General features: G+C 34.7%; 33 protein-coding genes. 29 read left to right on the forward strand and 4 right to left on the reverse strand.

Features of this window, described 5'->3' with window-relative positions:
• The first annotated feature begins 39 nt into the window (after positions 1–39).
• Genes MST30_RS08935 through MST30_RS08945 form a run of 3 tightly spaced genes read left to right on the forward strand, consistent with a single transcriptional unit; the run spans position 40 to position 2799 of the window.
• Positions 40–1341 (forward strand): polysaccharide deacetylase family protein, encoded by a 1302-nt coding sequence (locus MST30_RS08935; RefSeq protein WP_243471073.1) that lies wholly within the window; start codon positions 40–42, stop codon positions 1339–1341.
• On the forward strand, positions 1331–2017 hold the full coding sequence (locus MST30_RS08940; RefSeq protein WP_243471074.1) for a YjjG family noncanonical pyrimidine nucleotidase: 687 nt from the start codon (positions 1331–1333) through the stop codon (positions 2015–2017). Before MST30_RS08935 ends, MST30_RS08940 begins: the two co-directional genes overlap by 11 nt.
• Before the next feature lie 11 nt (positions 2018–2028).
• Positions 2029–2799 (forward strand): hypothetical protein, encoded by a 771-nt coding sequence (locus tag MST30_RS08945; RefSeq protein ID WP_243471075.1) that lies wholly within the window; start codon positions 2029–2031, stop codon positions 2797–2799.
• A 2-nt stretch (positions 2800–2801) separates the two neighbouring features.
• Here MST30_RS08945 and MST30_RS08950 read toward each other — a convergent pair whose 3' ends face one another.
• Complete coding sequence (locus MST30_RS08950) at positions 2802–4079, reverse strand: replication-associated recombination protein A (protein ID WP_243471076.1); 1278 nt, start codon at positions 4077–4079, stop codon at positions 2802–2804.
• Between the two features lie 103 nt (positions 4080–4182).
• Between MST30_RS08950 and MST30_RS08955 the strand changes: the two genes are divergently transcribed.
• Positions 4183–4932, forward strand: coding sequence for a rhomboid family intramembrane serine protease (locus MST30_RS08955; RefSeq protein ID WP_243471077.1), 750 nt, complete (start codon positions 4183–4185; stop codon positions 4930–4932).
• Here MST30_RS08955 and rlmB read toward each other — a convergent pair.
• From rlmB to MST30_RS08970, 3 genes are all read right to left on the reverse strand, one after another.
• On the reverse strand, positions 4929–5666 hold the full coding sequence (gene rlmB, locus MST30_RS08960; protein ID WP_243471078.1) for a 23S rRNA (guanosine(2251)-2'-O)-methyltransferase RlmB: 738 nt from the start codon (positions 5664–5666) through the stop codon (positions 4929–4931). The genes MST30_RS08955 and rlmB overlap by 4 nt on opposite strands.
• A 61-nt stretch (positions 5667–5727) precedes the next feature.
• Positions 5728–7359, reverse strand: coding sequence for an aryl-sulfate sulfotransferase (locus MST30_RS08965; protein ID WP_243471079.1), 1632 nt, complete (start codon positions 7357–7359; stop codon positions 5728–5730).
• Positions 7360–7409: 50 nt separating this feature from the next.
• Positions 7410–9095: a POTRA domain-containing protein gene (locus MST30_RS08970; RefSeq protein WP_243471080.1), complete on the reverse strand. Its 1686-nt coding sequence runs from the start codon at positions 9093–9095 to the stop codon at positions 7410–7412.
• A 178-nt stretch (positions 9096–9273) separates the two neighbouring features.
• Here MST30_RS08970 and rpsL point away from each other — a divergent pair, with 178 nt between their 5' ends.
• From rpsL to secY, 25 genes are all read left to right on the forward strand, one after another.
• Positions 9274–9648 carry a 30S ribosomal protein S12 gene (gene rpsL, locus MST30_RS08975; protein ID WP_008269190.1) on the forward strand — a complete coding sequence of 125 codons (375 nt, stop codon included), beginning with the start codon at positions 9274–9276 and terminating at the stop codon, positions 9646–9648.
• Between the two features lie 24 nt (positions 9649–9672).
• Positions 9673–10149, forward strand: coding sequence for a 30S ribosomal protein S7 (rpsG, locus tag MST30_RS08980; protein ID WP_243471081.1), 477 nt, complete (start codon positions 9673–9675; stop codon positions 10147–10149).
• Between the two features lie 4 nt (positions 10150–10153).
• Positions 10154–12283 carry an elongation factor G gene (fusA, locus tag MST30_RS08985; RefSeq protein ID WP_243471082.1) on the forward strand — a complete coding sequence of 710 codons (2130 nt, stop codon included), beginning with the start codon at positions 10154–10156 and terminating at the stop codon, positions 12281–12283.
• A gap of 12 nt (positions 12284–12295) precedes the next feature.
• Positions 12296–12601: a 30S ribosomal protein S10 gene (rpsJ, locus tag MST30_RS08990; protein WP_007650482.1), complete on the forward strand. Its 306-nt coding sequence runs from the start codon at positions 12296–12298 to the stop codon at positions 12599–12601.
• Positions 12602–12743: 142 nt separating this feature from the next.
• The gene (gene rplC / locus MST30_RS08995) at positions 12744–13361 is read left to right on the forward strand and encodes a 50S ribosomal protein L3 (protein ID WP_243471083.1); all 618 of its coding nucleotides are present in this window, start codon (positions 12744–12746) and stop codon (positions 13359–13361) included.
• Positions 13361–13990 carry a 50S ribosomal protein L4 gene (gene rplD, locus MST30_RS09000; RefSeq protein ID WP_243471084.1) on the forward strand — a complete coding sequence of 210 codons (630 nt, stop codon included), beginning with the start codon at positions 13361–13363 and terminating at the stop codon, positions 13988–13990. Before rplC ends, rplD begins: the two co-directional genes overlap by 1 nt.
• A 7-nt stretch (positions 13991–13997) precedes the next feature.
• Positions 13998–14288, forward strand: coding sequence for a 50S ribosomal protein L23 (rplW, locus tag MST30_RS09005; RefSeq protein ID WP_243471085.1), 291 nt, complete (start codon positions 13998–14000; stop codon positions 14286–14288).
• 10 nt (positions 14289–14298) lie between these two features.
• On the forward strand, positions 14299–15126 hold the full coding sequence (gene rplB, locus MST30_RS09010) for a 50S ribosomal protein L2 (RefSeq protein WP_243471086.1): 828 nt from the start codon (positions 14299–14301) through the stop codon (positions 15124–15126).
• A 10-nt stretch (positions 15127–15136) separates the two neighbouring features.
• Positions 15137–15415, forward strand: coding sequence for a 30S ribosomal protein S19 (gene rpsS / locus MST30_RS09015; RefSeq protein WP_008269180.1), 279 nt, complete (start codon positions 15137–15139; stop codon positions 15413–15415).
• A 5-nt stretch (positions 15416–15420) separates the two neighbouring features.
• Positions 15421–15828, forward strand: coding sequence for a 50S ribosomal protein L22 (gene rplV / locus MST30_RS09020; protein WP_138434826.1), 408 nt, complete (start codon positions 15421–15423; stop codon positions 15826–15828).
• A 9-nt stretch (positions 15829–15837) separates the two neighbouring features.
• A complete protein-coding gene (gene rpsC, locus MST30_RS09025; RefSeq protein ID WP_243471087.1) occupies positions 15838–16551 on the forward strand; it encodes a 30S ribosomal protein S3 in 714 nt (237 codons plus the stop codon).
• A gap of 20 nt (positions 16552–16571) precedes the next feature.
• Positions 16572–16991, forward strand: coding sequence for a 50S ribosomal protein L16 (gene rplP / locus MST30_RS09030; protein WP_243471088.1), 420 nt, complete (start codon positions 16572–16574; stop codon positions 16989–16991).
• A 12-nt stretch (positions 16992–17003) separates the two neighbouring features.
• Positions 17004–17195, forward strand: coding sequence for a 50S ribosomal protein L29 (gene rpmC / locus MST30_RS09035; protein ID WP_243471089.1), 192 nt, complete (start codon positions 17004–17006; stop codon positions 17193–17195).
• A gap of 17 nt (positions 17196–17212) precedes the next feature.
• The gene (gene rpsQ, locus MST30_RS09040; protein WP_076620340.1) at positions 17213–17470 is read left to right on the forward strand and encodes a 30S ribosomal protein S17; all 258 of its coding nucleotides are present in this window, start codon (positions 17213–17215) and stop codon (positions 17468–17470) included.
• 2 nt (positions 17471–17472) lie between these two features.
• Positions 17473–17841, forward strand: coding sequence for a 50S ribosomal protein L14 (rplN, locus tag MST30_RS09045; RefSeq protein WP_076620342.1), 369 nt, complete (start codon positions 17473–17475; stop codon positions 17839–17841).
• A 12-nt stretch (positions 17842–17853) separates the two neighbouring features.
• Positions 17854–18165 (forward strand): 50S ribosomal protein L24, encoded by a 312-nt coding sequence (gene rplX, locus MST30_RS09050; protein WP_138434823.1) that lies wholly within the window; start codon positions 17854–17856, stop codon positions 18163–18165.
• Positions 18166–18167: 2 nt separating this feature from the next.
• On the forward strand, positions 18168–18719 hold the full coding sequence (rplE, locus tag MST30_RS09055; RefSeq protein ID WP_243471090.1) for a 50S ribosomal protein L5: 552 nt from the start codon (positions 18168–18170) through the stop codon (positions 18717–18719).
• Positions 18720–18721: 2 nt separating this feature from the next.
• Complete coding sequence (gene rpsN / locus MST30_RS09060) at positions 18722–18991, forward strand: 30S ribosomal protein S14 (RefSeq protein WP_243471091.1); 270 nt, start codon at positions 18722–18724, stop codon at positions 18989–18991.
• Positions 18992–19095: 104 nt separating this feature from the next.
• Entirely contained in the window at positions 19096–19494 is a 399-nt protein-coding gene (rpsH, locus tag MST30_RS09065) for a 30S ribosomal protein S8 (RefSeq protein ID WP_243471092.1), read from the forward strand.
• 12 nt (positions 19495–19506) lie between these two features.
• Complete coding sequence (gene rplF, locus MST30_RS09070; protein WP_243471093.1) at positions 19507–20049, forward strand: 50S ribosomal protein L6; 543 nt, start codon at positions 19507–19509, stop codon at positions 20047–20049.
• 10 nt (positions 20050–20059) lie between these two features.
• Complete coding sequence (gene rplR / locus MST30_RS09075) at positions 20060–20416, forward strand: 50S ribosomal protein L18 (RefSeq protein ID WP_243471094.1); 357 nt, start codon at positions 20060–20062, stop codon at positions 20414–20416.
• 6 nt (positions 20417–20422) lie between these two features.
• On the forward strand, positions 20423–20947 hold the full coding sequence (gene rpsE / locus MST30_RS09080; RefSeq protein ID WP_243471095.1) for a 30S ribosomal protein S5: 525 nt from the start codon (positions 20423–20425) through the stop codon (positions 20945–20947).
• Between the two features lie 11 nt (positions 20948–20958).
• Complete coding sequence (gene rpmD / locus MST30_RS09085; RefSeq protein WP_076620351.1) at positions 20959–21138, forward strand: 50S ribosomal protein L30; 180 nt, start codon at positions 20959–20961, stop codon at positions 21136–21138.
• A 16-nt stretch (positions 21139–21154) separates the two neighbouring features.
• Positions 21155–21607: a 50S ribosomal protein L15 gene (rplO, locus tag MST30_RS09090; protein ID WP_243471096.1), complete on the forward strand. Its 453-nt coding sequence runs from the start codon at positions 21155–21157 to the stop codon at positions 21605–21607.
• Between the two features lie 9 nt (positions 21608–21616).
• Positions 21617–22981, forward strand: coding sequence for a preprotein translocase subunit SecY (secY, locus tag MST30_RS09095; protein ID WP_243471097.1), 1365 nt, complete (start codon positions 21617–21619; stop codon positions 22979–22981).
• Positions 22982–23005 lie beyond the last annotated feature (24 nt).

Genomic DNA, 23005 nt, shown 5'->3' on the forward strand with positions numbered 1-23005 from the left:
ACTAATACCAACTGCTACTGAATACCGCAAACTTAAAATATGCTATTAGTTTACACACATAAGATTACACCAAGATTTACCTATACCTTTAGGCATATATGTAAGCGCATTTTAGGTATAGATGTGAAATTTACTTCCAAGATAGAAGATTTTATAGCGCACGATAGTCTTAAAATGTCTTATACCAAACAGCCTTTGAGCAATGAGCTGTTTGTGAGAAGTCATAATTTGTTGTTTGAGCATGGTATATCAGATTTAGATATTAATGTACAGTCTTGGGACAATACCAAAGGCTTTTTCCTAACAGGAGAACGAAGCGATTTACCATTCGATATTTTTGCGGCATCTTTTTATTTGTTAAGTAGATACGAAGAATATTTGCCTCATGTAAAAGACGATTTTGGACGGTTTATGGCTAAAGAAAGTTTGGCTTATAAGCATCGGTTTTTAAGTCAGCCAGTTGTTGATGTATGGGCATACAAGCTTAGAGATGTATTGCAAGATCGTTTCCCAGAATATGATTTTCCTAAGCGAACATATAAAATACAGCCAGTAATAGATGTGCCCATGGCCTATTACTATCGTAAAAAAGGATTGCTACGTACTATAGGTGGTACAATTACCGATATTGGTAGGCTTAAGTTTAAGCAGTTGTATCAACGTTACTCTGTGCTTATGGGTTTTAAGCGTGATCCTTATGATACCTTTAAATGGATTATTACCAAGCAAAAACAATGCAAATTTAAGTTTATGGTTTTGTTTTTAATAGGTGATTATTCGACCTACGATAAAAACATTAGCATTAATAAAAAGGAATTTGTTTCACTAATAAAGTCTGTTGCAGATTATTGTAATGTAGGTATAAAAGCGTCTTATTTTGCTTTACAGGATATTTCTATTTTAAAGAAAGAAAAGCTAAACATGGAAGCTATAATTAATAGAGATTTAAAAGCAGTAAGAAATTCGTTTTCTAAACTCAATCTTCCACAATCTTACAGAAATATAATTGAGTTAGAAATTCATCAAGATTATACAATGGGTTACGTAGATACCCTTGGTTTTAGAGCAGGGACATGTACACCATTTCAGTATTATGATCTCGATTTTGAGGTGCAAACACCCTTGCAAATCAATCCTTACCATTGCTTAGATTTCGGATTATTAAAGTATCAATCAGAGTTAGATAAAAAAGAGCATTTGCAAAAACTCATCAAAGAAGTTAAAGAAGTTAATGGTACATTTACACCAGTATTTCATAATTATACATTTAGTAATTTAGAGCGCTGGGAAGGTTTTAGATCACTTTTTACTTTAATATTAGACTCTGCTGATGAAGGATAAAATAAGGCATGTTTTTTTCGATTTAGATCATACCCTTTGGGATTTTGATAAAAACTCTGGGTTAACATTCGAAAAGATTTTTAAACTCAATGGATTAGAAGTTGAACTTTCAACATTTCTCGAAGTTTATGAGCCTATAAATTTGAATTATTGGAAACTCTACAGAGAAGAAAAAGTTACTAAATCAGCATTGAGATATGGTAGATTGAAAGATGCTTTTAATGCTATAAATGTCGACGTCGAAGATGATATGATAAACCATTTATCGGTTGCTTATATAGATTATCTTACCACATTTAATCATTTGTTTGAAGGAGCTCTAGATATTTTGAATTATTTGAGAGATAAATATGAGCTTCATATTATTACCAATGGTTTTGATGAAGCCCAAGAGCGTAAGATGCATAATTCTAATATTAGAAATTATTTTAAAACCATAACCAATTCTGAAATGGTTGGCGTAAAGAAACCGAATCCTAGAATTTTTAATTTTGCTTTAGATAGTGCAAATGCAAATCCAGATGAGAGTGTAATGATAGGCGATAGTCTTGAGGCAGATATTGAAGGTGCTCACAATATTGGTATGGAGACCATTTATTTTGACTATAGAAACTTGAACAATTCTAACGGATACAAAAGAGTCACAACTTTAAAATCTATAGAAAATTATCTTTAAAAAAGAATATTATGAAAAAGAAACTAGCAGTATTAATCCTTTTTTTAAGTATTGGATTTACAGCCATAGCACAGAAGGACTTTAACAACTATAAATATGTGATTGTGCCTTTAAAATATGATTTTTTAAATGAAAAAGATCAGTATAGACTAAATACTTTAACCAGACATTTGTTTAAACAAAAAGGATTTGTAACATTTTTTGATGAAGAGCAATTTCCAGAAGAATTAAACAAGGATAGATGTAAAGCATTATTTGCAAATGTTGAAAAGGGAAAAAGTGGACTTTTTGCGACCAAAGTAGACATAACGCTTAAGGATTGTTTCGGAAAAGAAGTATTTAGAACAGAAACAGGATCTAGTCGTAAAAAAGATTTTAAAGAAGCCTATGTTGAAGCTGTGAGAGAAGCATTCTCTTCAATAGAGGTTATGGATTATGAGTATCAACCTTTGGAAGAAAAAAATGAAAAAGATGATGATGTCATTGAGAGTGCTGTGGATATTGTTGAAGTAGAAGCTAAAGAGCCTGAAGTAAAGCCGTCAACCGAAAGTGTTGATATAGAATCTAAAGATACAACACTGTACGCACAAGAAAAACCTTATGGTTACCAAGTTGTAGATGCTACACCAAAAGTAGTCATGCAATTATTAAATACCTCGGCTCAGAATGTCTTTTTAGTTAAAGATAAAAATGCAATAGTTTACAAAGAAGATGGCTTTTGGTACTACTCAGAAAATAACGGAGAACTAAAGGAACCAAAAACTTTAGATATTAAGTTCTAAAATCAATAACCATATTTTTCTTTCCAACGCGCTTTTAAAAATTGACGTTGGGCATTTTCGCGAGTATTATTTCCTGGATTGTAGAGTTGGGTGTTCTTAATTTCATCAGGTAAAAATTCATGCTCAGCAAAATTGTTCTCGTAGTTGTGAGCATATTTATATTCATCGCCATAACCAAGTTCTTTCATTAGTTTTGTTGGTGCATTTCTAATAGATAATGGTACTGATAAATCACCTGTTTCTTTAACGAGGTGCAGTGCTTTATTAATGGCGTCATATGCAGCATTGCTCTTAGGAGAACTTGCTAGATAGGTAGCACACTGACTTAGGATAATTCGAGATTCTGGATTGCCAATAACAGAAACTGCCTGAAACGTGTTGTTAGCAATAACCAAAGCCGTTGGGTTTGCATTGCCAATATCTTCACTAGCTAAAATTAATAAGCGCCTTGCTATAAATTTTACATCTTCACCACCTTCAATCATTCGTGCTAAATAGTAAACAGCAGCATTTGGGTCACTACCACGAATAGATTTTATAAAGGCTGAAATGATATCGTAATGTTGTTCTCCAGTTTTGTCATAGCGAGCAGCTTTACTTTGCACTTGTTTTGTAACAAGATCATTGGTAATAATAATTGGTTCGCTTTCAAAAGACGTAACCAATAATTCAAAAATATTAAGCAGCTTTCTGGCATCTCCACCTGAAAATCTTAATAGAGCCTCTGTTTCTTTTAGTTCAATTTTTAATTTAGATAAAACTTCATCTTCAGACATGGCACGTTTCAGCAATGCCTCTAAATCGTCTTTGCTAAAAGCGTTTAATGTGTATACCTGACAGCGCGATAGTAATGCTGATATCACTTCAAAACTTGGGTTTTCAGTAGTCGCACCAATTAAGGTTACCCAACCTTTTTCCACAGCTTCTAAAAGCGAATCTTGTTGCGATTTGCTAAATCTGTGAATCTCATCAATAAATAAAATAGGATTTTTTGCAGTAAAAAGTCCACCGCTTTTTTTAGCTCTGTCAATAACATCTCTAATATCCTTAACTCCAGAATTTATAGCACTCAGCTTAAAAAAAGGTCGCTCAGATTCATTAGCAATAATATTAGCCAAAGTAGTTTTTCCAATTCCTGGTGGTCCCCAAAGTATCAGCGAAGGTATAACACCACTCTTTATTTGGTTGTAGAGCATACCGTTTTTACCCACCAAATGTTGTTGGCTTAGATAGTCATTTAGGGTCTTCGGTCTTAAGCGTTCTGCTAATGGAATATTCATAAATCAAAATTACAAAATGAGAACTGAAAGAAAGGGATTGTGACAATTTTTCATACAATTATATTTTGGTTATAAATTTGAAGATAGTTTAGAAAATAATTCAATGTCCAAACAACAATTTAAATTTTCAAATAGTGTCATCATTTTTCCAGTTTTGATGTTGCTCTCAGTGTGGTTGGTGTTTTGGTATCAGACAACTATAAACTATGGTATTAAGTCATATGGTATAAGACCACATAAGATAGAAGGCTTATTAGGTATAGTTACGAGTCCTTTTTTACATGGAGATTTAAATCACTTATATAACAACTCATTTCCGTTGCTAATTCTATCGCTCGCTTTATTTTATTTCTATAACAAAATCGCATGGAAGGTGATAGGTTTTGGGGTTTTACTTTCAGGATTTTTAACTTGGCTTATTGGGAGTTCAGGAAATCATATAGGAGCAAGTGGGTTAATCTATGTGCTATTCAGTTTTATATTTTTTAAAGGCATTTTTGCCAAACACTATAGATTAATAGCATTATCTCTAGTGGTAATTTTTTTATATGGAAGTATGATTTGGTACGTGTTTCCTATAAAACAAGGTATGTCTTGGGAAGGACATTTAGGAGGTCTAATTACAGGTTTATTATTTGCGTCAGTGTTTAAAAATAATGTTGCAAAACCAGAACGCTACATTTGGCAACAGCCAGACTATAATGAAGATGACGATCCTTTTATGAAACACTTTGATGAAAACGGAAACTTTATTGAATCCTTACCAGAAGAAGAGACTGAAATAGAGTCAGGAAATGATTCTGAAACGAAAGTCAATTATATCTTTAAAAAATCAAAAGATGAAAGTCTTTAAGAGCGTTGTCTTACGGATTCATATAAAAAAGCACCACAAGCTACAGAGACATTTAGGGATTCAATTTCTCCCAAAATAGGAAGCTTTGCTTGCTCATCAACCACCTTTAATACTGAAGGATTTATACCTTTTCCTTCAGATCCCATGATTATTGCGCAAGGTTCTTTAAATGAAACATCGTAAATAAAATCATTAGCTTTTTCTGTGGCAGCAATGACCTTTATTCCTGAAGACTGCATGTGGAAAACGGCGTCTTTAATATGATCTACTTTGCAAATCGGAATTTTAAAAATGGCACCAGCACTGGTTTTAATGGTGTCTCCATTTATTGGAGCACCACCTTTTTTCTGAATTATAATTCCTGAAACACCAGTACATTCAGCTGTTCTTACTATAGCACCAAAATTTCTAACATCACTAAGTTGATCTAGAAGCAGAAATAATGGTGTTTTTCCAGATTCTATAATGTTAAGAACTAAATCATCTATATCATGAAACTCAATAGGAGAGATATTGGCAACAGCACCTTGATGATTTCCTCCTTTGCTAAGTCGGTTTAGTTTTTCAACAGGTACGTAAGATGAGTTAATACCTTCAGTACGAAGCAGAGCTTCTAATTCTTGAAAGAGTTCTCCCTTTAAACCTTTTTGAACAAATACTTTGTCAATAGTTTCGTTAGACTTTATAGCTTCAATAATAGCTCTAATTCCGAATATGGTTGTTTCATTTTTCATCGGTGTAAAGGTATAAAAAAACCATCCTAACTTAGGATGGTTAAATATTTTTTAGAACAACTTAATTTTTGATGATTTTTTCGGTTATACTTTTATTACCAGAATATATTTTCAGGATATAAACGCCACTTGGTTGTTCAGAAAAATCTACTTTTGAATCAGTGGTGATTGATACTAATCTTCCAAGTATATTAAAAACCTCAATCTTGTCAAATGAATTTGTAGATTCAATTTGAACATAATCATTTGTAGGGTTAGGGTAGATAGTAACAGATGTAACTTCAAACTCAGAAGTACTTAGGTTGTTACATACTGTTAAATCTGGGTTTAATTCTATAGGATCACTAGGAGTTAAATCTCTACCTGTAAATGCGGCATAATCTGTAGAATATTTTTCAGCTCTAAAAGTTAGGTTTGCATTAGGTGGAGGATTTCCTTGAGAAGAAATAATGCCTGTGTTACTATTCACTGGATTAATATATTCCCATACCTTTTCTTCATTACTATTAATTTCAAAAAAATGACCTTGGTTGCCTTCGCAAATTAGGATGTTTCCATTGGGTAATTGTTGAGCACTACTTACAATAGGACTAAAAAAATCTGAACTTCCGGAAGAATGTTCTTCATAGGTGTAGTCTGGACTAACAGGAAGGTAAGCGGTATTAGCTGTATAGTCATAAACTCCAAGGCTAGACTCAGGTAGAGAAATAATGTCTATTTGAGAGTAAGAAGGTGTTCTGTCTATACCATTATTATATAGCATTATTTTTCCACCATTAGGAAGACCAGATGGGATAAAATGTGGTGTATGCTGTCCAAATAAGGTGCGATTTGCGGAAGTGCCTTGTCTGTAAGACTCAGGATTTCCCCAACGATAAAGAAAATCACCACCTTTACCGTAAGTGCCTCCTGTGCCAGAAGCAGCTTCGCTAGTTGTGGTAGAATGATCTATAATCCATATTTCACTCATATGCCTAGAACCTAAAACTATTTGGTCTCTTTCTTCATTATATTGGATGGAGTTGATATGGAGCCAATTAGATGCTCCTGATCCACCGTTTAAGAAATTTACATCAAGTTTGTTTGGGTTAAGCGCTACAGCTCCAAAGTTATCTTTAGTTGCGTCAAAGTCTTGTATAAGGTGATCTTTTATATTCCATTCCCAGACAATATTGGCACTGTTAAAACCAACAGGAGTAACTTCAATAAGTTGCTCGTTATATAGTTCAGATTCGGTTAGTAGTGCTGGATTTCTTCCAGCTTGAATAGCTTCACTGTTGCTCATTATTGTGGCTGCCAAAATGAGTACGTTTCCGTTTGGCATGGGATAAATGTCGTGATGTTGTCGCTTTGTTGGTGTGTCATAGAAATATTGCCAAATCAGATTTCCCTCCCAGCCAAAAATTTCTATAACACCTCCTTGTCCACCAAAAGTAATGTCGGTACTATTAGTTCTTCCTGCTCTTAGTAAATTTCCATTTTCTAATAAATAAACGGAGTTTCCTGGAGGAAAAGTACTTGTCCATTGGTTTATTACTTCTCCACAATTATTAATTAAATAAGTGTCATTGAACACGGTAAATAATGTGTAGCCGTCATAGACATCTTCAGTAATAAGAGTAGTGCCAACAGTATTTTGGGCACTTAAAAAATTTGAAATAATAAAAAGTGTAAGAAGTAGTTTTCTGAACATAGTTTTTCTTTTTTCTAGCGTTTCCAAAAGTATCAGATTATTTTGACTAATCAAAAAGTAGCTGTTAAACTCACATGTACTTTAGAGTCTGATAGTCTAAATTGCCGGTTTTCAGATTTTCCACTAGAATAGTTTAATCTAAATAATCCTGCATTGGTAAGAAGGCCTAAGCCAAAACCAAAACCAAATAACTTTTCTTTGGTATCAGTAATCTGATTTTCGAAATATGCGGCATCTAAAACGGAATGAATATAAATACCATTACTCAATCTATAACGATATTCAGTGTTTACGACTCCATAAAGATTAGCAACTAAACTATTTTCTTCAAAACCTCTAATGGAATTAATGCCTCCAAACCTAAAAAGTTCATTATCCAGATAATCGTCTGAAGTTAAGATGGCGCCATTGAATCTTGTGTAAATACTGTTTTTAGGATTAAGATTAAATATTTTATAAGTGTCTACATTAAAAATGGTTTGACTTTGATTGCCTATGTTATTCTCCCTGTCTCCAAACCCAGTAGAAAAATCTAACCAAAAGTTTATTGGAAATAAAGCGTCGTAAAATTGAGGTTTTGTAAAGATGTAACCCAAAGTATAGTAATTTGTAGTATAATCATTTAGAATAGATGTGTCATTATCTAATAAGTTTGTAGACTTGGTTGATGAAATACCGGCAGCAACGCGATGCTGGGAATTAATCTGGTAATTAACTTTTGCATATTGCTTAGCGTTAGAAAAGGTAGTGTCCTTTCTAAAAATATTTAGACCAGCTTGTATGCCTATAGGTGAACCGAACATATAGGGTAAATCTGTATCTATCCTAAAGGTTTGTTGGTCTATTTCATCACTTTTGTAGAAGAGGTTTATAGTTTCTCCATAATTAAGGTTGTTGACTAATCGTAAATCTAAGTAACCATCAAACTCAATTTTATTGGTGTTTTCATTGGTGCCAAAGCCTAGAAAACCGTCAAAATTATTGGTGCGCGCTTTTTCGATATACAAATATAAAGTGGTAGAATCTTGAGTGAATAAAACTTCAGGTTCTCTCATTGTCTTTGCAAAACGCAAATCTTCTAGTAGTTCTACTTTTTCTTTTATTTCATTTAGATTAAAAGTTTTTCCTTTTCGTAGTTTTAAAAATCGTTTAATATAGGACTGCGGAAACTTTTCGTATCCTTTAACTATAATATTATCAATTCGTCTTTTTTGATTTGTAACAATTTTTAGTTCAGCAGAAATTAAGTCCGAATGCTCTTTTGAGATATTAATAAGCTGTAAGGTAGAAAAAGGATCTCCTTGCTCAGCGATTTTAGAATTAAGCGTGTTTAGTGAGTTTTCTAATTGAGTAATAGGAATCTCAAAATAACCTTCACCAGAGTTGTGATTAATGAAATTTAATAGTTCGCTGTTAAAATCATTCCCATATTTAATTCTAATCCGTTCAATTTTTTTACCTAAAAAGAAATATGCATCTAAAAGTGTATCGTTTTTTCTGATGATGCTATCAATAGTTGTGTCAATGTAACCTATTCTTGTAAGCTTGTCCTTTAATTTATTTAATTCATTTTCAAGACCAACATAATTATCAAAGGATTTTGCATAACCAAAAGAGTCGATGGTTTTAGTTTTAAGTTCATTTTCGGCTTGAACATTCAGGTTTAATGATTGGCTAAAAATCTGATGAGATAAAATCAACAGAAAAAGAAATATACAACGTTGAATGTTCGACATTAAATTAAAATGAAATAACTCAAAAGATAACGTAAAAATAGACCATTATATATATGTATAAAATGAATTTTGATAATTCTTTGAAAAATAAATTCTCAACTGTTTGAATTATAAATATATATTTCTACCTTTGCAGCCCTCAAAAGTGAGGGTTAAACAAATATTTATATAGTAATATATGCCAACAATTTCACAATTAGTACGAAAAGGAAGAGCCAAAATAACTAAGAAGAGTAAATCGGCTGCTTTAGATTCGTGTCCTCAAAGACGTGGTGTATGTACTCGTGTTTATACAACGACACCTAAAAAACCTAACTCAGCAATGCGTAAGGTGGCAAGGGTTCGTTTAACAAACGGAAACGAGGTTAACGCATACATCGGTGGTGAAGGTCACAACTTGCAAGAGCACTCGATAGTATTAGTTAGAGGTGGAAGGGTAAAAGATTTACCAGGTGTTAGATATCACATCGTTCGTGGTGCATTAGATACAGCAGGTGTTGCTGGTCGTACCCAACGTAGATCTAAGTATGGTGCAAAACGCCCTAAAAAGTAATTTAAAAAACTTTAAGAAGAAGACATGAGAAAAAGAGCAGCAAAAAAGAGACCGCTTTTACCAGACCCAAGGTTTAACGACCAGTTGGTGACACGTTTTGTTAACAACATGATGTGGGATGGTAAGAAGTCTGTAGCTTTTAAAGTATTCTACGATGCAATTGATATTGTTGAGGAGAAAAAGAACAACGACGAAAAAACAGCTTTAGAAACATGGAAAGATGCTTTATCTAATGTGATGCCTCACGTAGAAGTACGTAGTCGTCGTGTTGGTGGTGCAACATTCCAGATTCCAATGCAAATTCGTCCAGATCGTAAAGTTTCTACAGCGATGAAGTGGTTAATTGGCTACGCGCGTAAAAGAAATGAAAAATCTATGGCACAACGTTTAGCAGCAGAAATTTTAGCTGCAGCTAAAGAAGAAGGTGCGGCCGTTAAGAAAAGAGTAGATACTCATAAGATGGCAGAAGCAAATAAAGCATTCTCACACTTTAGATTTTAATTAGATGGCACAAAGAGATTTAAAATTCACAAGAAATATAGGTATTGCAGCACATATTGATGCTGGAAAAACAACAACAACAGAACGTATTCTTTACTATACTGGTGTTTCTCACAAGATTGGTGAGGTGCATGATGGTGCGGCTACTATGGACTGGATGGAGCAAGAGCAAGAAAGGGGTATTACAATTACTTCTGCTGCTACTACTTGTACATGGAACTTTCCATTAGAGAATGGTCAACCAACTCCAGATACAAAAGGATACCACTTTAATATTATCGATACTCCTGGTCACGTTGACTTTACAGTTGAGGTGAACCGTTCTTTACGTGTATTAGATGGTTTAGTTTTCTTATTTAGTGCGGTTGATGGTGTAGAGCCTCAGTCTGAAACTAACTGGAGACTTGCAGATAACTATAAAGTACCACGTATAGGTTTCGTAAACAAAATGGACCGTCAAGGATCTAACTTTATGGCAGTATGTCAGCAGGTAAAAGATATGTTAGGGTCTAACGCTGTGCCAATCGTTATGAACATTGGTGACGAAGCTGATTTTAAAGGTATCGTAGATTTAGTAAAAAACCGTGCAATCGTTTGGCACGATGAAACACAAGGGTCTACTTTCGATGTTATCGATATTCCAGAAGAATTAAAAGCAGAAGCTGCTGAGTTAAGAGCTCAGTTAATAGAAGAGGTTGCTAGTTACGATGAAAACCTTCTTGAGAAATTCATGGAAGATGAAGATTCTATTACAGAAGAAGAAGTGCACGCTGCATTAAGAGCTGCTGTAATGGACATGTCTATCATCCCTATGATTTGCGGTTCTGCATTCAAAAATAAAGGTGTACAGTTCTTATTAGATGCTGTGTGTCGTTACCTACCTTCTCCTGTTGATAAGGATGCTATTATGGGTACTGATCCAGATACTGAAAAGGAAATTTCTCGTAAGCCAGATGTAAAAGAGCCTTTCTCTGCATTAGCTTTTAAAATTGCTACAGATCCTTTCGTAGGTCGTTTAGCATTCTTTAGAGCGTATTCAGGTCGTTTAGACGCAGGTTCTTATGTGTTAAATAACAGATCAGGTAAAAAAGAGCGTATTTCTCGTATTTATCAAATGCACTCTAATAAGCAAAATGCTATCGAATATATCGAAGCTGGAGATATAGGTGCGGCTGTAGGTTTTAAAGATATTAAAACAGGTGATACTCTTTCAGATGAAAAAGCACCAATCGTTTTAGAATCTATGGACTTCCCAGATCCAGTAATTGGTATTGCGGTTGAGCCAAAAACTAAGGCAGACGTAGATAAGTTAGGTATGTCTTTAGCAAAATTAGCTGAAGAGGATCCAACATTTACTGTTAGAACAGACGAAGCTTCAGGACAGACTATTATTTCTGGTATGGGTGAGCTTCACTTAGATATTATTGTAGACCGTCTTAAGCGTGAGTTTAAGGTAGAGGTTAACCAAGGTCAACCTCAGGTAGAGTACAAAGAAGCTATTACACAACGTGCAGAACACAGAGAAGTTTATAAAAAGCAATCTGGTGGACGTGGTAAATTTGCTGATATTGTATTTACTCTTGAACCAGCTGAAGAAGGAAAAGTTGGATTAGAATTTGTGTCTGAGATTAAAGGTGGTAACGTTCCTAAAGAATTCGTTCCATCTGTAGAAAAAGGATTCAAAATGGCAATGGTTAATGGTCCATTAGCAGGTTACGAAGTAGATGCTATGAAAGTAACTTTAACGGATGGTTCATACCATGACGTGGATTCTGATCAGTTATCGTTCGAATTAGCTGCTAAGTTAGGATTTAAAGCTGCTGCAAAAGCTGCAAAAGCAGTAATCATGGAGCCGATTATGAAATTGGAGGTGTTAACTCCAGAAGAGTATATGGGTGATATTGTTGGTGACTTAAACCGTCGTCGTGGTCAAGTTAATAACATGAGTGATAGAGCAGGTTCTAAAGTAATAAAAGCTGAAGTGCCATTATCTGAAATGTTCGGTTATGTAACATCATTAAGAACATTGTCTTCAGGTAGAGCAACATCAACAATGGAATTCTCTCACTATGCTGAGACTCCATCAAATATATCAGAAGAAGTAATCAAAGCGGCTAAAGGCGTAGAAGCTTAAAACTAAAAGAAAATGAGTCAGAAAATTAGAATAAAATTAAAGTCTTACGATCATAATTTAGTTGACAAGTCTGCTGATAAGATTGTAAAAACTGTAAAGAGCACAGGTGCTGTAGTAACTGGTCCTATTCCATTACCAACACACAAGAAAATTTTTACTGTGTTACGTTCACCACACGTTAATAAGAAGTCAAGAGAACAATTTCAATTAAGCTCTTACAAGAGATTATTAGATATTTACTCTTCATCTTCTAAAACTATTGACGCTTTAATGAAACTTGAATTACCAAGTGGAGTTGAAGTAGAAATTAAGGTGTAATTACCATTTCTGCTAAAGCAGGAATCAAAAATGTCCCAACGATGCGGTCGCGGGAAAAACGGAAAAAAATACAATTCAAGGCTGAAACGTATTTTTCAGCCTTGAATTTTAAATAAAGAATAATAATTAATAAATAATAAATATGTCTGGGTTAATTGGAAAAAAAATCGGTATGACCAGCATTTTCGATGAAAATGGAAAGAATATTCCATGTACAGTAATCGAAGCAGGTCCATGTATCGTTACCCAAGTCAGAACTGAAGAAGTAGACGGTTATAACGCACTTCAGTTAGGTTTCGATGACGCGACAGAAAAGAACGCTACAAAAGCTGCTTTAGGGCATGCTAAGAAAGCGGGTACTTCTGTAAAACGCAAAGTCGTAGAATTTAAAGGTTTTGACAAGGAGTACAAATTAGGTGATGCTATCACTGTAGAACAATTTATCGAAGGAGAGTTCGTGGATATTTCAGGAGTTTCTAAAGGTAAAGGTTTTCAAGGTGTTGTAAAGCGTCACGGTTTTGGTGGTGTAGGTCAAGCAACGCATGGTCAGCACAACCGTTTAAGAGCTCCAGGTTCTATTGGTGCAGCTTCTTATCCTGCGAGAGTATTCAAAGGAATGAAAATGGCCGGAAGAATGGGTGGTGATACAGTAAAAGTAGAAAATTTAAGAGTTTACAAAGTAGTTCCAGAAAAGAACTTGCTTGTTGTTAAAGGATGTGTTCCTGGTCACAAAAACTCTTACGTAATCATTGAGAAGTAATGAAGGTAGCAGTTTTAGATATAAACGGAAAAGATACGGGTAGAAAAGCTGAGCTTTCTAAAGACGTATTCGCTATAGAGCCTAATAATCATGCGGTTTATTTGGATGTTAAGCAATACTTAGCAAACCAAAGACAAGGAACGCATAAGGCAAAAGAAAGAGCAGAAATAACTGGAAGTACACGTAAGATTAAAAAACAAAAAGGAACAGGTACAGCACGTGCAGGTTCTATTAAGTCTGGTGTATTTAAAGGTGGTGGTCGTATGTTTGGTCCTAGACCAAGAAATTACGGTTTTAAATTAAACAAAAACGTAAAGCGATTAGCACGTAAATCAGCATTAAGTATTAAGGCAAACGATAAGGCTATTGTAGTATTAGAAGATTTTAATTTTGATGCTCCAAAGACTAAGAATTTCGTAAATGTCTTGAAAGCCTTAGAGATAGATAACAAAAAGTCTCTATTTGTGTTGGGTGACTCAAATAATAATGTATATTTGTCGTCGCGCAATTTGAAAGGCTCTGAAGTTGTAACAAGCTCAGAATTAAGCACTTATAAGATTATGAACGCTAATAAAGTGGTTCTTTTAGAGGGTGCATTAGAAGGAATTGAATCGAATTTAAGTAAATAGAACACAGATGAGTATCTTAATTAAACCTATCATCACAGAAAAAGCAACCGCTCAAAGCGAGTTGTTAAATGCATATGCATTTGAAGTGAACACAAAGGCGAACAAGGTAGAAATTAAAAAAGCGGTTGAGGCTGCTTATGGTGTTTCTGTAGAAAAAGTTCGTACGATAAATGTCCGTCCAGATAGAAGAACTCGTTATACAAAAACGGGTATTCAGCATGGTAAAACAAATGCCGTTAAAAAGGCAATTGTACAACTGGCGGAAGGTGAAACAATAGATTTATACGCTAACATGTAATTAGACAAAAATGTCAGTTAGAAAATTAAAACCGATCACATCAGCTCAGCGTTTTAGAGTAGTAAATGGATTTGACGCCATCACTACTGATAAGCCGGAGAAAAGTTTATTAGCTCCGAAAAAAAGATCTGGTGGTAGAAACAGTCAAGGAAAAATGACCATGCGCCACATGGGTGGAGGTCATAAGAAGAAGTATCGTATTATTGACTTTAAACGTAACAAAACTGGTATTCCAGCAGAAGTTAAGTCAATAGAGTACGATCCAAACAGAACAGCATTTATTGCGTTGTTAAACTATCAAGATGGTGAGAAGAGATATATCATCGCTCAGAATGGTTTGCAAGTAGGTCAAAATGTTGTGTCTGGTGAAAGTGGTGTAGCTCCAGAAATTGGAAATGCAATGCCATTAAGTGAAATACCTTTAGGTACAATCATTTCTTGTATAGAGTTACGTCCTGGTCAAGGTGCTGTTATGGCACGTAGTGCAGGTGCTTTTGCTCAGTTAATGGCAAGAGATGGTAAGTTCGCAACTATAAAATTACCTTCTGGTGAAACTAGAATGGTATTAGTAACGTGTATGGCTACAATTGGTGTTGTCTCTAACTCAGATCATCAGTTGCTAGTATCTGGTAAAGCAGGTAGAAGCAGATGGTTAGGAAGACGTCCAAGAGTAAGACCAGTAGTAATGAACCCAGTAGATCACCCAATGGGTGGTGGTGAAGGTAAATCTTCAGGTGGTCACCCAAGATCTAAGAATGGTATTCCTGCTAAAGGTTACAGAACGCGTTCTAAGACAAAAGCGAGTAATAAGTATATTGTAGAACGTAGAAAGAAATAAGTAAGATAGTATGGCACGTTCATTAAAAAAAGGACCTTATATCCATTATAAGTTAGAAAAGAAAGTTGCAGAAAATGTAGCTTCAAATAAAAAGACGGTTATTAAGACTTGGTCTAGAGCGTCTATGATTTCACCAGATTTCGTAGGTCAAACAATAGCAGTACACAATGGTCGTCAATTTGTTCCAGTATATGTAACTGAGAATATGGTAGGTCATAAATTAGGAGAATTTTCACCAACAAGATCGTTTAGAGGTCATGCAGGTGCTAAGAATAAAGGTAAAAAATAAGAATCATGGGAAGTCGTAAAAAACAAATGGCGGAAGCTATTAAGGCTGAGAAGAAGCAGGTTGCTTTTGCTAAGCTAAATAACTGTCCTACATCTCCAAGAAAAATGCGTTTAGTTGCAGATTTAGTAAGAGGTGAAAAGGCTGAGAAAGCTCTTCAGATTCTTAGATTTAGTCCTAAGGAAGCATCACGTCGTTTAGAAAAATTAGTAATGTCTGCAATTGCAAACTGGCAAGCTAAAAACGAAGATGCTGATGTTGAAGAAGCTAACCTATTTATCAAAGAGATAAGAGTAGATGGTGGTACAATGCTTAAGCGTTTACGTCCAGCTCCTCAAGGTAGAGCACACAGAATTAGAAAAAGATCTAACCACGTTACTGTAGTGGTAGATTCATTAAATAAAACACAAAGCTAAGATAGAGATATGGGACAAAAGACAAATCCAATCGGAAATCGCTTAGGAATTATCAGAGGATGGGAATCTAACTGGTATGGCGGAAATGATTATGGAGACAAACTTGCAGAGGATGATAAAATCCGTAAGTATATCCATGCTCGTTTATCTAAAGCTAGTGTAAGTAGAGTAATTATTGAGCGTACGCTTAAACTTGTAACCGTTACTATCACTACTGCTAGACCTGGTATTATTATCGGTAAAGGTGGTCAAGAGGTAGACAAGCTAAAAGAAGAGCTTAAGAAAATTACTGGTAAAGAAGTTCAATTGAACATCTTTGAAATTAAGAGACCTGAACTAGATGCACATTTAGTAGCAGCAAGTATCGCTCGTCAGATAGAAAGTCGTATTTCTTACAGAAGAGCAATCAAAATGGCTATCGCTGCTGCAATGCGTATGAATGCTGAAGGAATCAAAGTTCAAATTAGTGGTCGTTTAAACGGTGCTGAAATGGCACGTTCTGAGCACTATAAAGAAGGACGTATTCCATTATCTACATTTAGAGCTGATATAGATTATGCTCTTGTTGAATCACATACTACTTATGGTAGATTAGGTGTAAAAGTGTGGATTATGAAAGGCGAAGTATATGGAAAAAGAGAACTTTCTCCATTAGTAGGTCTTTCTAAGCAAAAAGGAAAAGGTGGACGTACTGGAAACAAAAACCAACGTCGAAGAAAGTAATTTTTTAAAGAAAAGACAAAATGTTACAGCCTAAAAGAACAAAATTTCGTAAGCAGCAAAAAGGTCGTATGAAAGGTAATGCCGGAAGAGGACATTTGTTATCAAATGGTACTTTTGGTATAAAATCTTTAGACTCGTCATTTATAACTGCACGTCAAATAGAAGCAGCTCGTATTGCCGCTACTCGTTATATGAAAAGAGAAGGATCGTTATGGATTAAAATATTTCCAGACAAGCCTATTACAAAAAAGCCTCTTGAAGTACGTATGGGTAAAGGTAAAGGTGCTGTAGAATATTGGGCAGCTGTTGTAAAACCAGGACGCGTATTATTTGAAGTAAGTGGAGTGCCGTTAGAAGTTGCTCAAGAAGCATTACGTTTAGCAGCACAGAAACTTCCAGTAAAAACTAAGTTTATCATTGCTAGAGATTACGAAGCATAATAAAAAGAAATTATGAAGCAATCAGAAATTAAACAGCTTTCAACAGCTGAGTTACAAGAAAAACTTAGTGAGACTAAAAAGAGTTATTCAGACCTAAAAATGGCTCACACAATATCTCCTTTAGATAACCCAATTCAGCTTCGTGCTGTAAGAAGAACTGTAGCTAGATTAGCAACAGAATTAACTAAAAGAGACGGACAATAATTGTATTCTGCTGAAAGATGGAAAAAAGAAATTTAAGAAAAGAACGTATAGGAGTAGTTACTAGTAACAAAATGGAGAAATCTATTGTTGTTTCAGAAGTAAAAAAAGTAAAACATCCTATGTATGGAAAGTTCGTGTTAAAAACAAAGAAATATGTTGCACACGATGAGAAAAACGACTGCAACGAAGGAGATACTGTAAAGATCATGGAAACAAGACCTATGAGTAAATCTAAGTGTTGGAGATTAGTAGAAATAATTGAAAGAGCGAAGTAATTATGGTACAACAAGAATCAAGATTAAAAGTAGCAGACAACACAGGAGCTAAAGAAGTTTTAGTAATCCGTGTTTTAGGTGGTACAAAAAGAAGATATGCTTCTGTTGGAGATAAGGTAGTAGTTTCTGTAAAAGATGCTACTCCTAATGGAAGTGTAAAGAAAAAAGCAGTTTCTACTGCTGTTGTTGTACGTACAGCTAAAGAAGTAAGACGTCCAGATGGCTCTTACATTAGATTTGACGATAACGCATGTGTATTATTAAACCCACAAGGTGAAATGAGAGGAACACGTGTATTTGGTCCAGTAGCAAGAGAACTTCGTGATAAACAATTCATGAAAATTGTATCATTAGCACCAGAAGTGCTTTAATTGATAAATAAGATGACAAAGCTTAAAATAAAATCAGGAGATACTGTAAAAGTAATAGCTGGAGATCACAAAGGATCTGAAGGTAAAGTGCTTAAAGTATTAAAAGATAAGAACAAAGCCATTGTGGAAGGTGTAAATATGGTGAAGAAACACACTAAGCCAAGTGCACAAAACCCACAAGGTGGTATTGTAGAGAAAGAAGCATCAATTCATATTTCAAACTTGTCTTTATTAACAAGCAAGGGAGAAACTACGAGAGTAGGTTACAGAATGGATGGCGACAATAAAGTAAGATTTTCTAAAAAATCTAATGAAGTAATTTAATTATGGCTTACGTTGCAAGATTAAAAAAAGAGTACAAGGACAAAATAGTTCCTGCTCTTACAGAAGAATTTGGATATAAAAATGTAATGCAAGTACCTAAGCTTGAAAAGATAGTATTATCTAGAGGTGTTGGTGCTGCTGTTGCAGATAAAAAGTTAATCGATCACGCTGTTGATGAATTAACAAAAATATCTGGGCAAAAAGCTGTAGCTACAATTTCTAAGAAAGACGTTGCATCATTTAAGTTACGTAAAGGAATGCCAATTGGTGCTAAAGTTACTTTACGTGGTGAGCAAATGTATGAGTTCTTAGATAGATTAGTAACAACTGCATTGCCACGAGTTAGAGATTTTAACGGTATTAAAGCTACAGGTTTTGATGGTCGTGGAAATTATAACTTAGGTATTACAGAGCAAATCATTTTCCCTGAAATTGATATCGATAAAATCAACAAAATTTCAGGAATGGATATTACATTTGTGACTTCTGCTGAAACAGACAAAGAAGCGAAGTCTTTATTAACAGAACTAGGATTACCATTTAAAAAGAATTAAGTATGGCTAAAGAATCAATGAAAGCCCGTGAGGTGAAGCGTGCAAAGACTGTAGCTAAATATGCTGAGAAAAGAAAAGCTTTAAAAGAAGCTGGCGATTACGAAGCATTACAAAAGTTACCTAAAAATGCATCACCAATACGTAAGCACAACCGTTGTAAACTTACAGGAAGACCAAAAGGTTATATGAGACAGTTTGGTATCTCTCGTGTAATGTTTAGAGAAATGGCTAACAAAGGGTTAATTCCTGGTGTAAAAAAAGCAAGTTGGTAACATTGAGGAAGCGATTTAGCTTCTGTACAATTATCAATATAACTATTGTATAATCGGAATCTAGGTTCGAGAAGTTCGAAAACCATTTTCCTAAATTTTAAACTATGTACACAGATCCAATAGCGGATTATTTAACGCGAGTTAGAAATGCTGTGAAAGCTAACCACAGAGTGGTAGAAATTCCTGCATCTAACTTAAAAAAGGAGATAACTAAAATATTATTCGATCAAGGATATATTTTAAGTTACAAATTTGATGACACTACAGTACAAGGTACAATTAAGATTGCCTTAAAGTACAATAAAGAGACAAAAGAGTCTGTTATCAAAAAAATTCAAAGAATCAGTAAACCAGGTTTACGTAAATACGCTGGTGCTAACGAAATGCCAAGAATCTTAAATGGTTTAGGTATTGCAATTGTTTCTACGTCTCACGGAGTGATGACTGGTAAGCAAGCGCAAAGAGAAAACGTTGGTGGCGAAGTATTATGTTACGTATACTAAAAACAGGAAATTATGTCAAGAATAGGTAAAAGCCCAATCACAGTTCCTGAAGGTGTAACTGTAGAAATTAAAGATAATGTAATTACTGCAAAAGGAAAGTTAGGAGAATTATCTCAAACTTTTTCTGATGTTGAAATTACTTTAGAAGACGGAACTATTACATTAAGCCGTCCTTCTGAAAAGAAAGATCACAGAGCAAAGCACGGTCTATACAGAGCGTTAATTGCTAATATGATAGAAGGTGTATCTAACGGATTTACTAAACAATTAGAATTAGTAGGTGTTGGTTATAGAGCATCAAATCAAGGACAGAAATTAGATTTAGCAATTGGTTTCTCTCACAATATCGTTATGGACATTGCGCCAGAGGTAAAAGTAGAGACAGTATCTGAAAAAGGTAAAAACCCAATCGTTAAATTAACATCTCACGACAAACAATTAGTTGGTCAAGTAGCAGCTAAAATACGTGGTTTCCGTAAGCCAGAGCCTTACAAAGGAAAAGGTATCAAGTTTGTTGGTGAAATAATTAGAAGAAAAGCAGGTAAATCAGCTTAATAAGTAAGTTATGGCATTGACAAAGAACGAAAGAAGATTAAGAATAAAAAACAGAATCCGTAAGGTAGTTTCTGGTACAGAATCTAGACCAAGATTAGCTGTTTTTAGAAGTAATAAAGAAATTTATGCTCAAGTCGTAGATGATGTAACTGGTAAAACTATAGCTGCTGCATCTTCAAGAGATAAAGATATAGCAAAGTCTAAAGGAAATAAGACTGAGATTGCTGCTTTAGTAGGAAAAGCTGTTGCAGAGAAGGCTATGAAAGCTGGTGTAGAAACTATTTCTTTTGATAGAGGTGGTTACTTATATCACGGTAGAGTAAAATCATTAGCAGAAGGTGCTAGAGAAGCAGGACTTAAATTTTAAGACATTATGTATCAAAAATATAAAAACGCAGAATTAGTAAAACCAGGCGGATTAGATTTAAAAGACCGTTTAGTAGGTGTACAGCGTGTAACTAAAGTAACAAAAGGTGGTAGAGCATTTGGTTTTTCTGCTATCGTAGTTGTAGGTGACGAAGCTGGTGTTGTAGGTCATGGTTTAGGAAAATCTAAAGACGTAGCAACAGCAATTTCTAAAGCTGTAGAAGACGCTAAAAAGAACTTAGTAAGAATTCCTATCATAAAAGGTACTTTACCTCACGAACAAAAAGGAAAGTATGGTGGTGCTAGAGTAAATATTATTCCAGCTGCACCTGGTACCGGAGTTATTGCTGGTGGTGCTGTAAGAACAGTACTTGAAGCTGTTGGTGTACATGATGTATTATCAAAATCTCAAGGATCTTCAAATCCTCACAACGTTGTTAAAGCTACTTTTGATGCTTTATTACAATTAAGAGATGCAAAAGCAGTAGCAAGAGAACGTGGAATTTCACTTGAAAAAGTATATAAAGGATAATCTAGGACAAGATGGCAAAGATTAAAGTAACTAAAGTAAAAAGTGCAATCAATCGTACTAAAAGACAAAAGCAAACATTAGAAGCTTTAGGTCTTAGAAAGATTGGACAAGTAGTAGAGCACGATGCCACACCAAATATCCTTGGTATGGTGAAGAAAGTTGAACATTTAGTTTCTGTAGAGGAAGCTTAAAAATACAAACTTAACAATGGATTTAAGTAATTTAAAACCTGCAGAAGGTTCAGTTAAAAATCAAGGAAAACGTGTTGGACGTGGTCAAGGATCTGGTAAAGGAGGTACTGCGACAAGAGGACACAAAGGAGCTAAGTCACGTTCAGGATACTCTAAGAAATTAGGTTTCGAAGGTGGTCAAATGCCTTTACAAAGACGTGTTCCTAAGTTTGGATTTACTAACATTAATAGAGTAGAATATCAAGGTATAAACTTAGATACTTTACAAGAGTTAGTAGATGAAAAGAAAATTAAGGATACTGTAGATTTTGAAACACTTGTATCATTAGGTAAAGCTGGAAAGAACGATCTGGTTAAAATCTTAGGTAGAGGTGAATTAAAAGCAAAATTAACAGTAACTGCACATAAATTTACTGCTACGGCAAAAGCTGCTATTGAAGCTGCTGGTGGTGAAGCTGTAACTTTATAAGATATAAAGATGAAGATAATAGAAACATTAAAAAACGTCTGGAAAATCACTGAGCTTAAGGATAGAATTATTCTAACCTTAGGCTTGTTATTAGTGTACCGTTTTGGTGCTCAGGTGGTTTTACCAGGTGTAGATTTTCCAAAGTTAGCTGAACTACAGAGTTCTGCAGCACAAGGTGGTTTATTATGGCTTATTAATGCTTTTACAGGTGGTGGTTTTTCTAAAGCCTCTGTATTTGCTTTAGGTATTATGCCTTACATCTCTGCATCTATCGTTGTACAACTTATGGGTATTGCAATTCCTTATCTGCAGAAACTTCAAAAAGAAGGTGCAAGTGGGCAAAAGAAGATTACTCAAATTACACGATGGTTAACTATAGGAATTTGTTTGGTTCAGGCACCTGCTTATTTAGGTACTATTCCTTCTTTATCTGGGCTTCAGTCAATCAACCAAATGTTAATACCTGGTTTTTCAGAAAGCATATTCTATTTCTCATCAGTAGTCATCCTAGTAACAGGTTGTGTATTCGCAATGTGGTTAGGTGAAAAAATTACTGATAAAGGTATAGGTAATGGTATTTCATTATTAATTATGGTTGGTATTATTGCAACTATGCCACAGTCGTTTGCACAAAACATGTTCTCTAGATTAGAAGGTGGAAATGGTGGATTTATGATGATTTTAATAGAATTAGTTATTTGGTTCTTAATCATTTTAGGTGCAGTATTCTTAGTAATGGCAGTACGTAAAGTAGCTGTTCAGTATGCTAGAAGAACAGCTTCTGGTGGATATGAGAAAAATGTATTTGGATCTCGTCAGTTTTTACCATTAAAGTTAAACGCTTCAGGTGTAATGCCTATCATATTTGCACAAGCTATTATGTTCGCGCCTGCATATATTGGTAAGTTATTTGGTCCTGAAAGTAGTGTAGGTCAATGGATGCAAACCAATTTTCAAGATATTTTTGGATTTTGGTACAACTTCGTGTTTGCATTATTGATTATAATATTTACATATTTCTACACTGCAATTACAGTACCTACAAACAAAATGGCTGACGACTTAAAGCGTAGTGGTGGATTTATACCAGGTATCAGACCAGGTACAGAAACTGCTGAGTACTTAGATAAAATCATGTCTCAGATTACCTTACCAGGATCTATTTTCTTAGCCTTAGTAGCTATATTCCCTGCTTTTGTTTATCAATTAGTAGGAGTGCAACAAGGTTGGGCATTATTCTTTGGTGGTACATCACTATTAATTATGGTTGGTGTGGCTATAGATACTATGCAGCAGATTAATTCTTATTTATTGAATAAGCATTATGATGGCTTGATGAAAACGGGAAAAAACAGAAAATCTGTTACCGCATAATTATAAAAGCATTACAATGTTCAA

The sequence above is a fragment of the Winogradskyella sp. MH6 genome, assembly GCF_022810765.1.
GTDB lineage: Bacteria > Bacteroidota > Bacteroidia > Flavobacteriales > Flavobacteriaceae > Winogradskyella.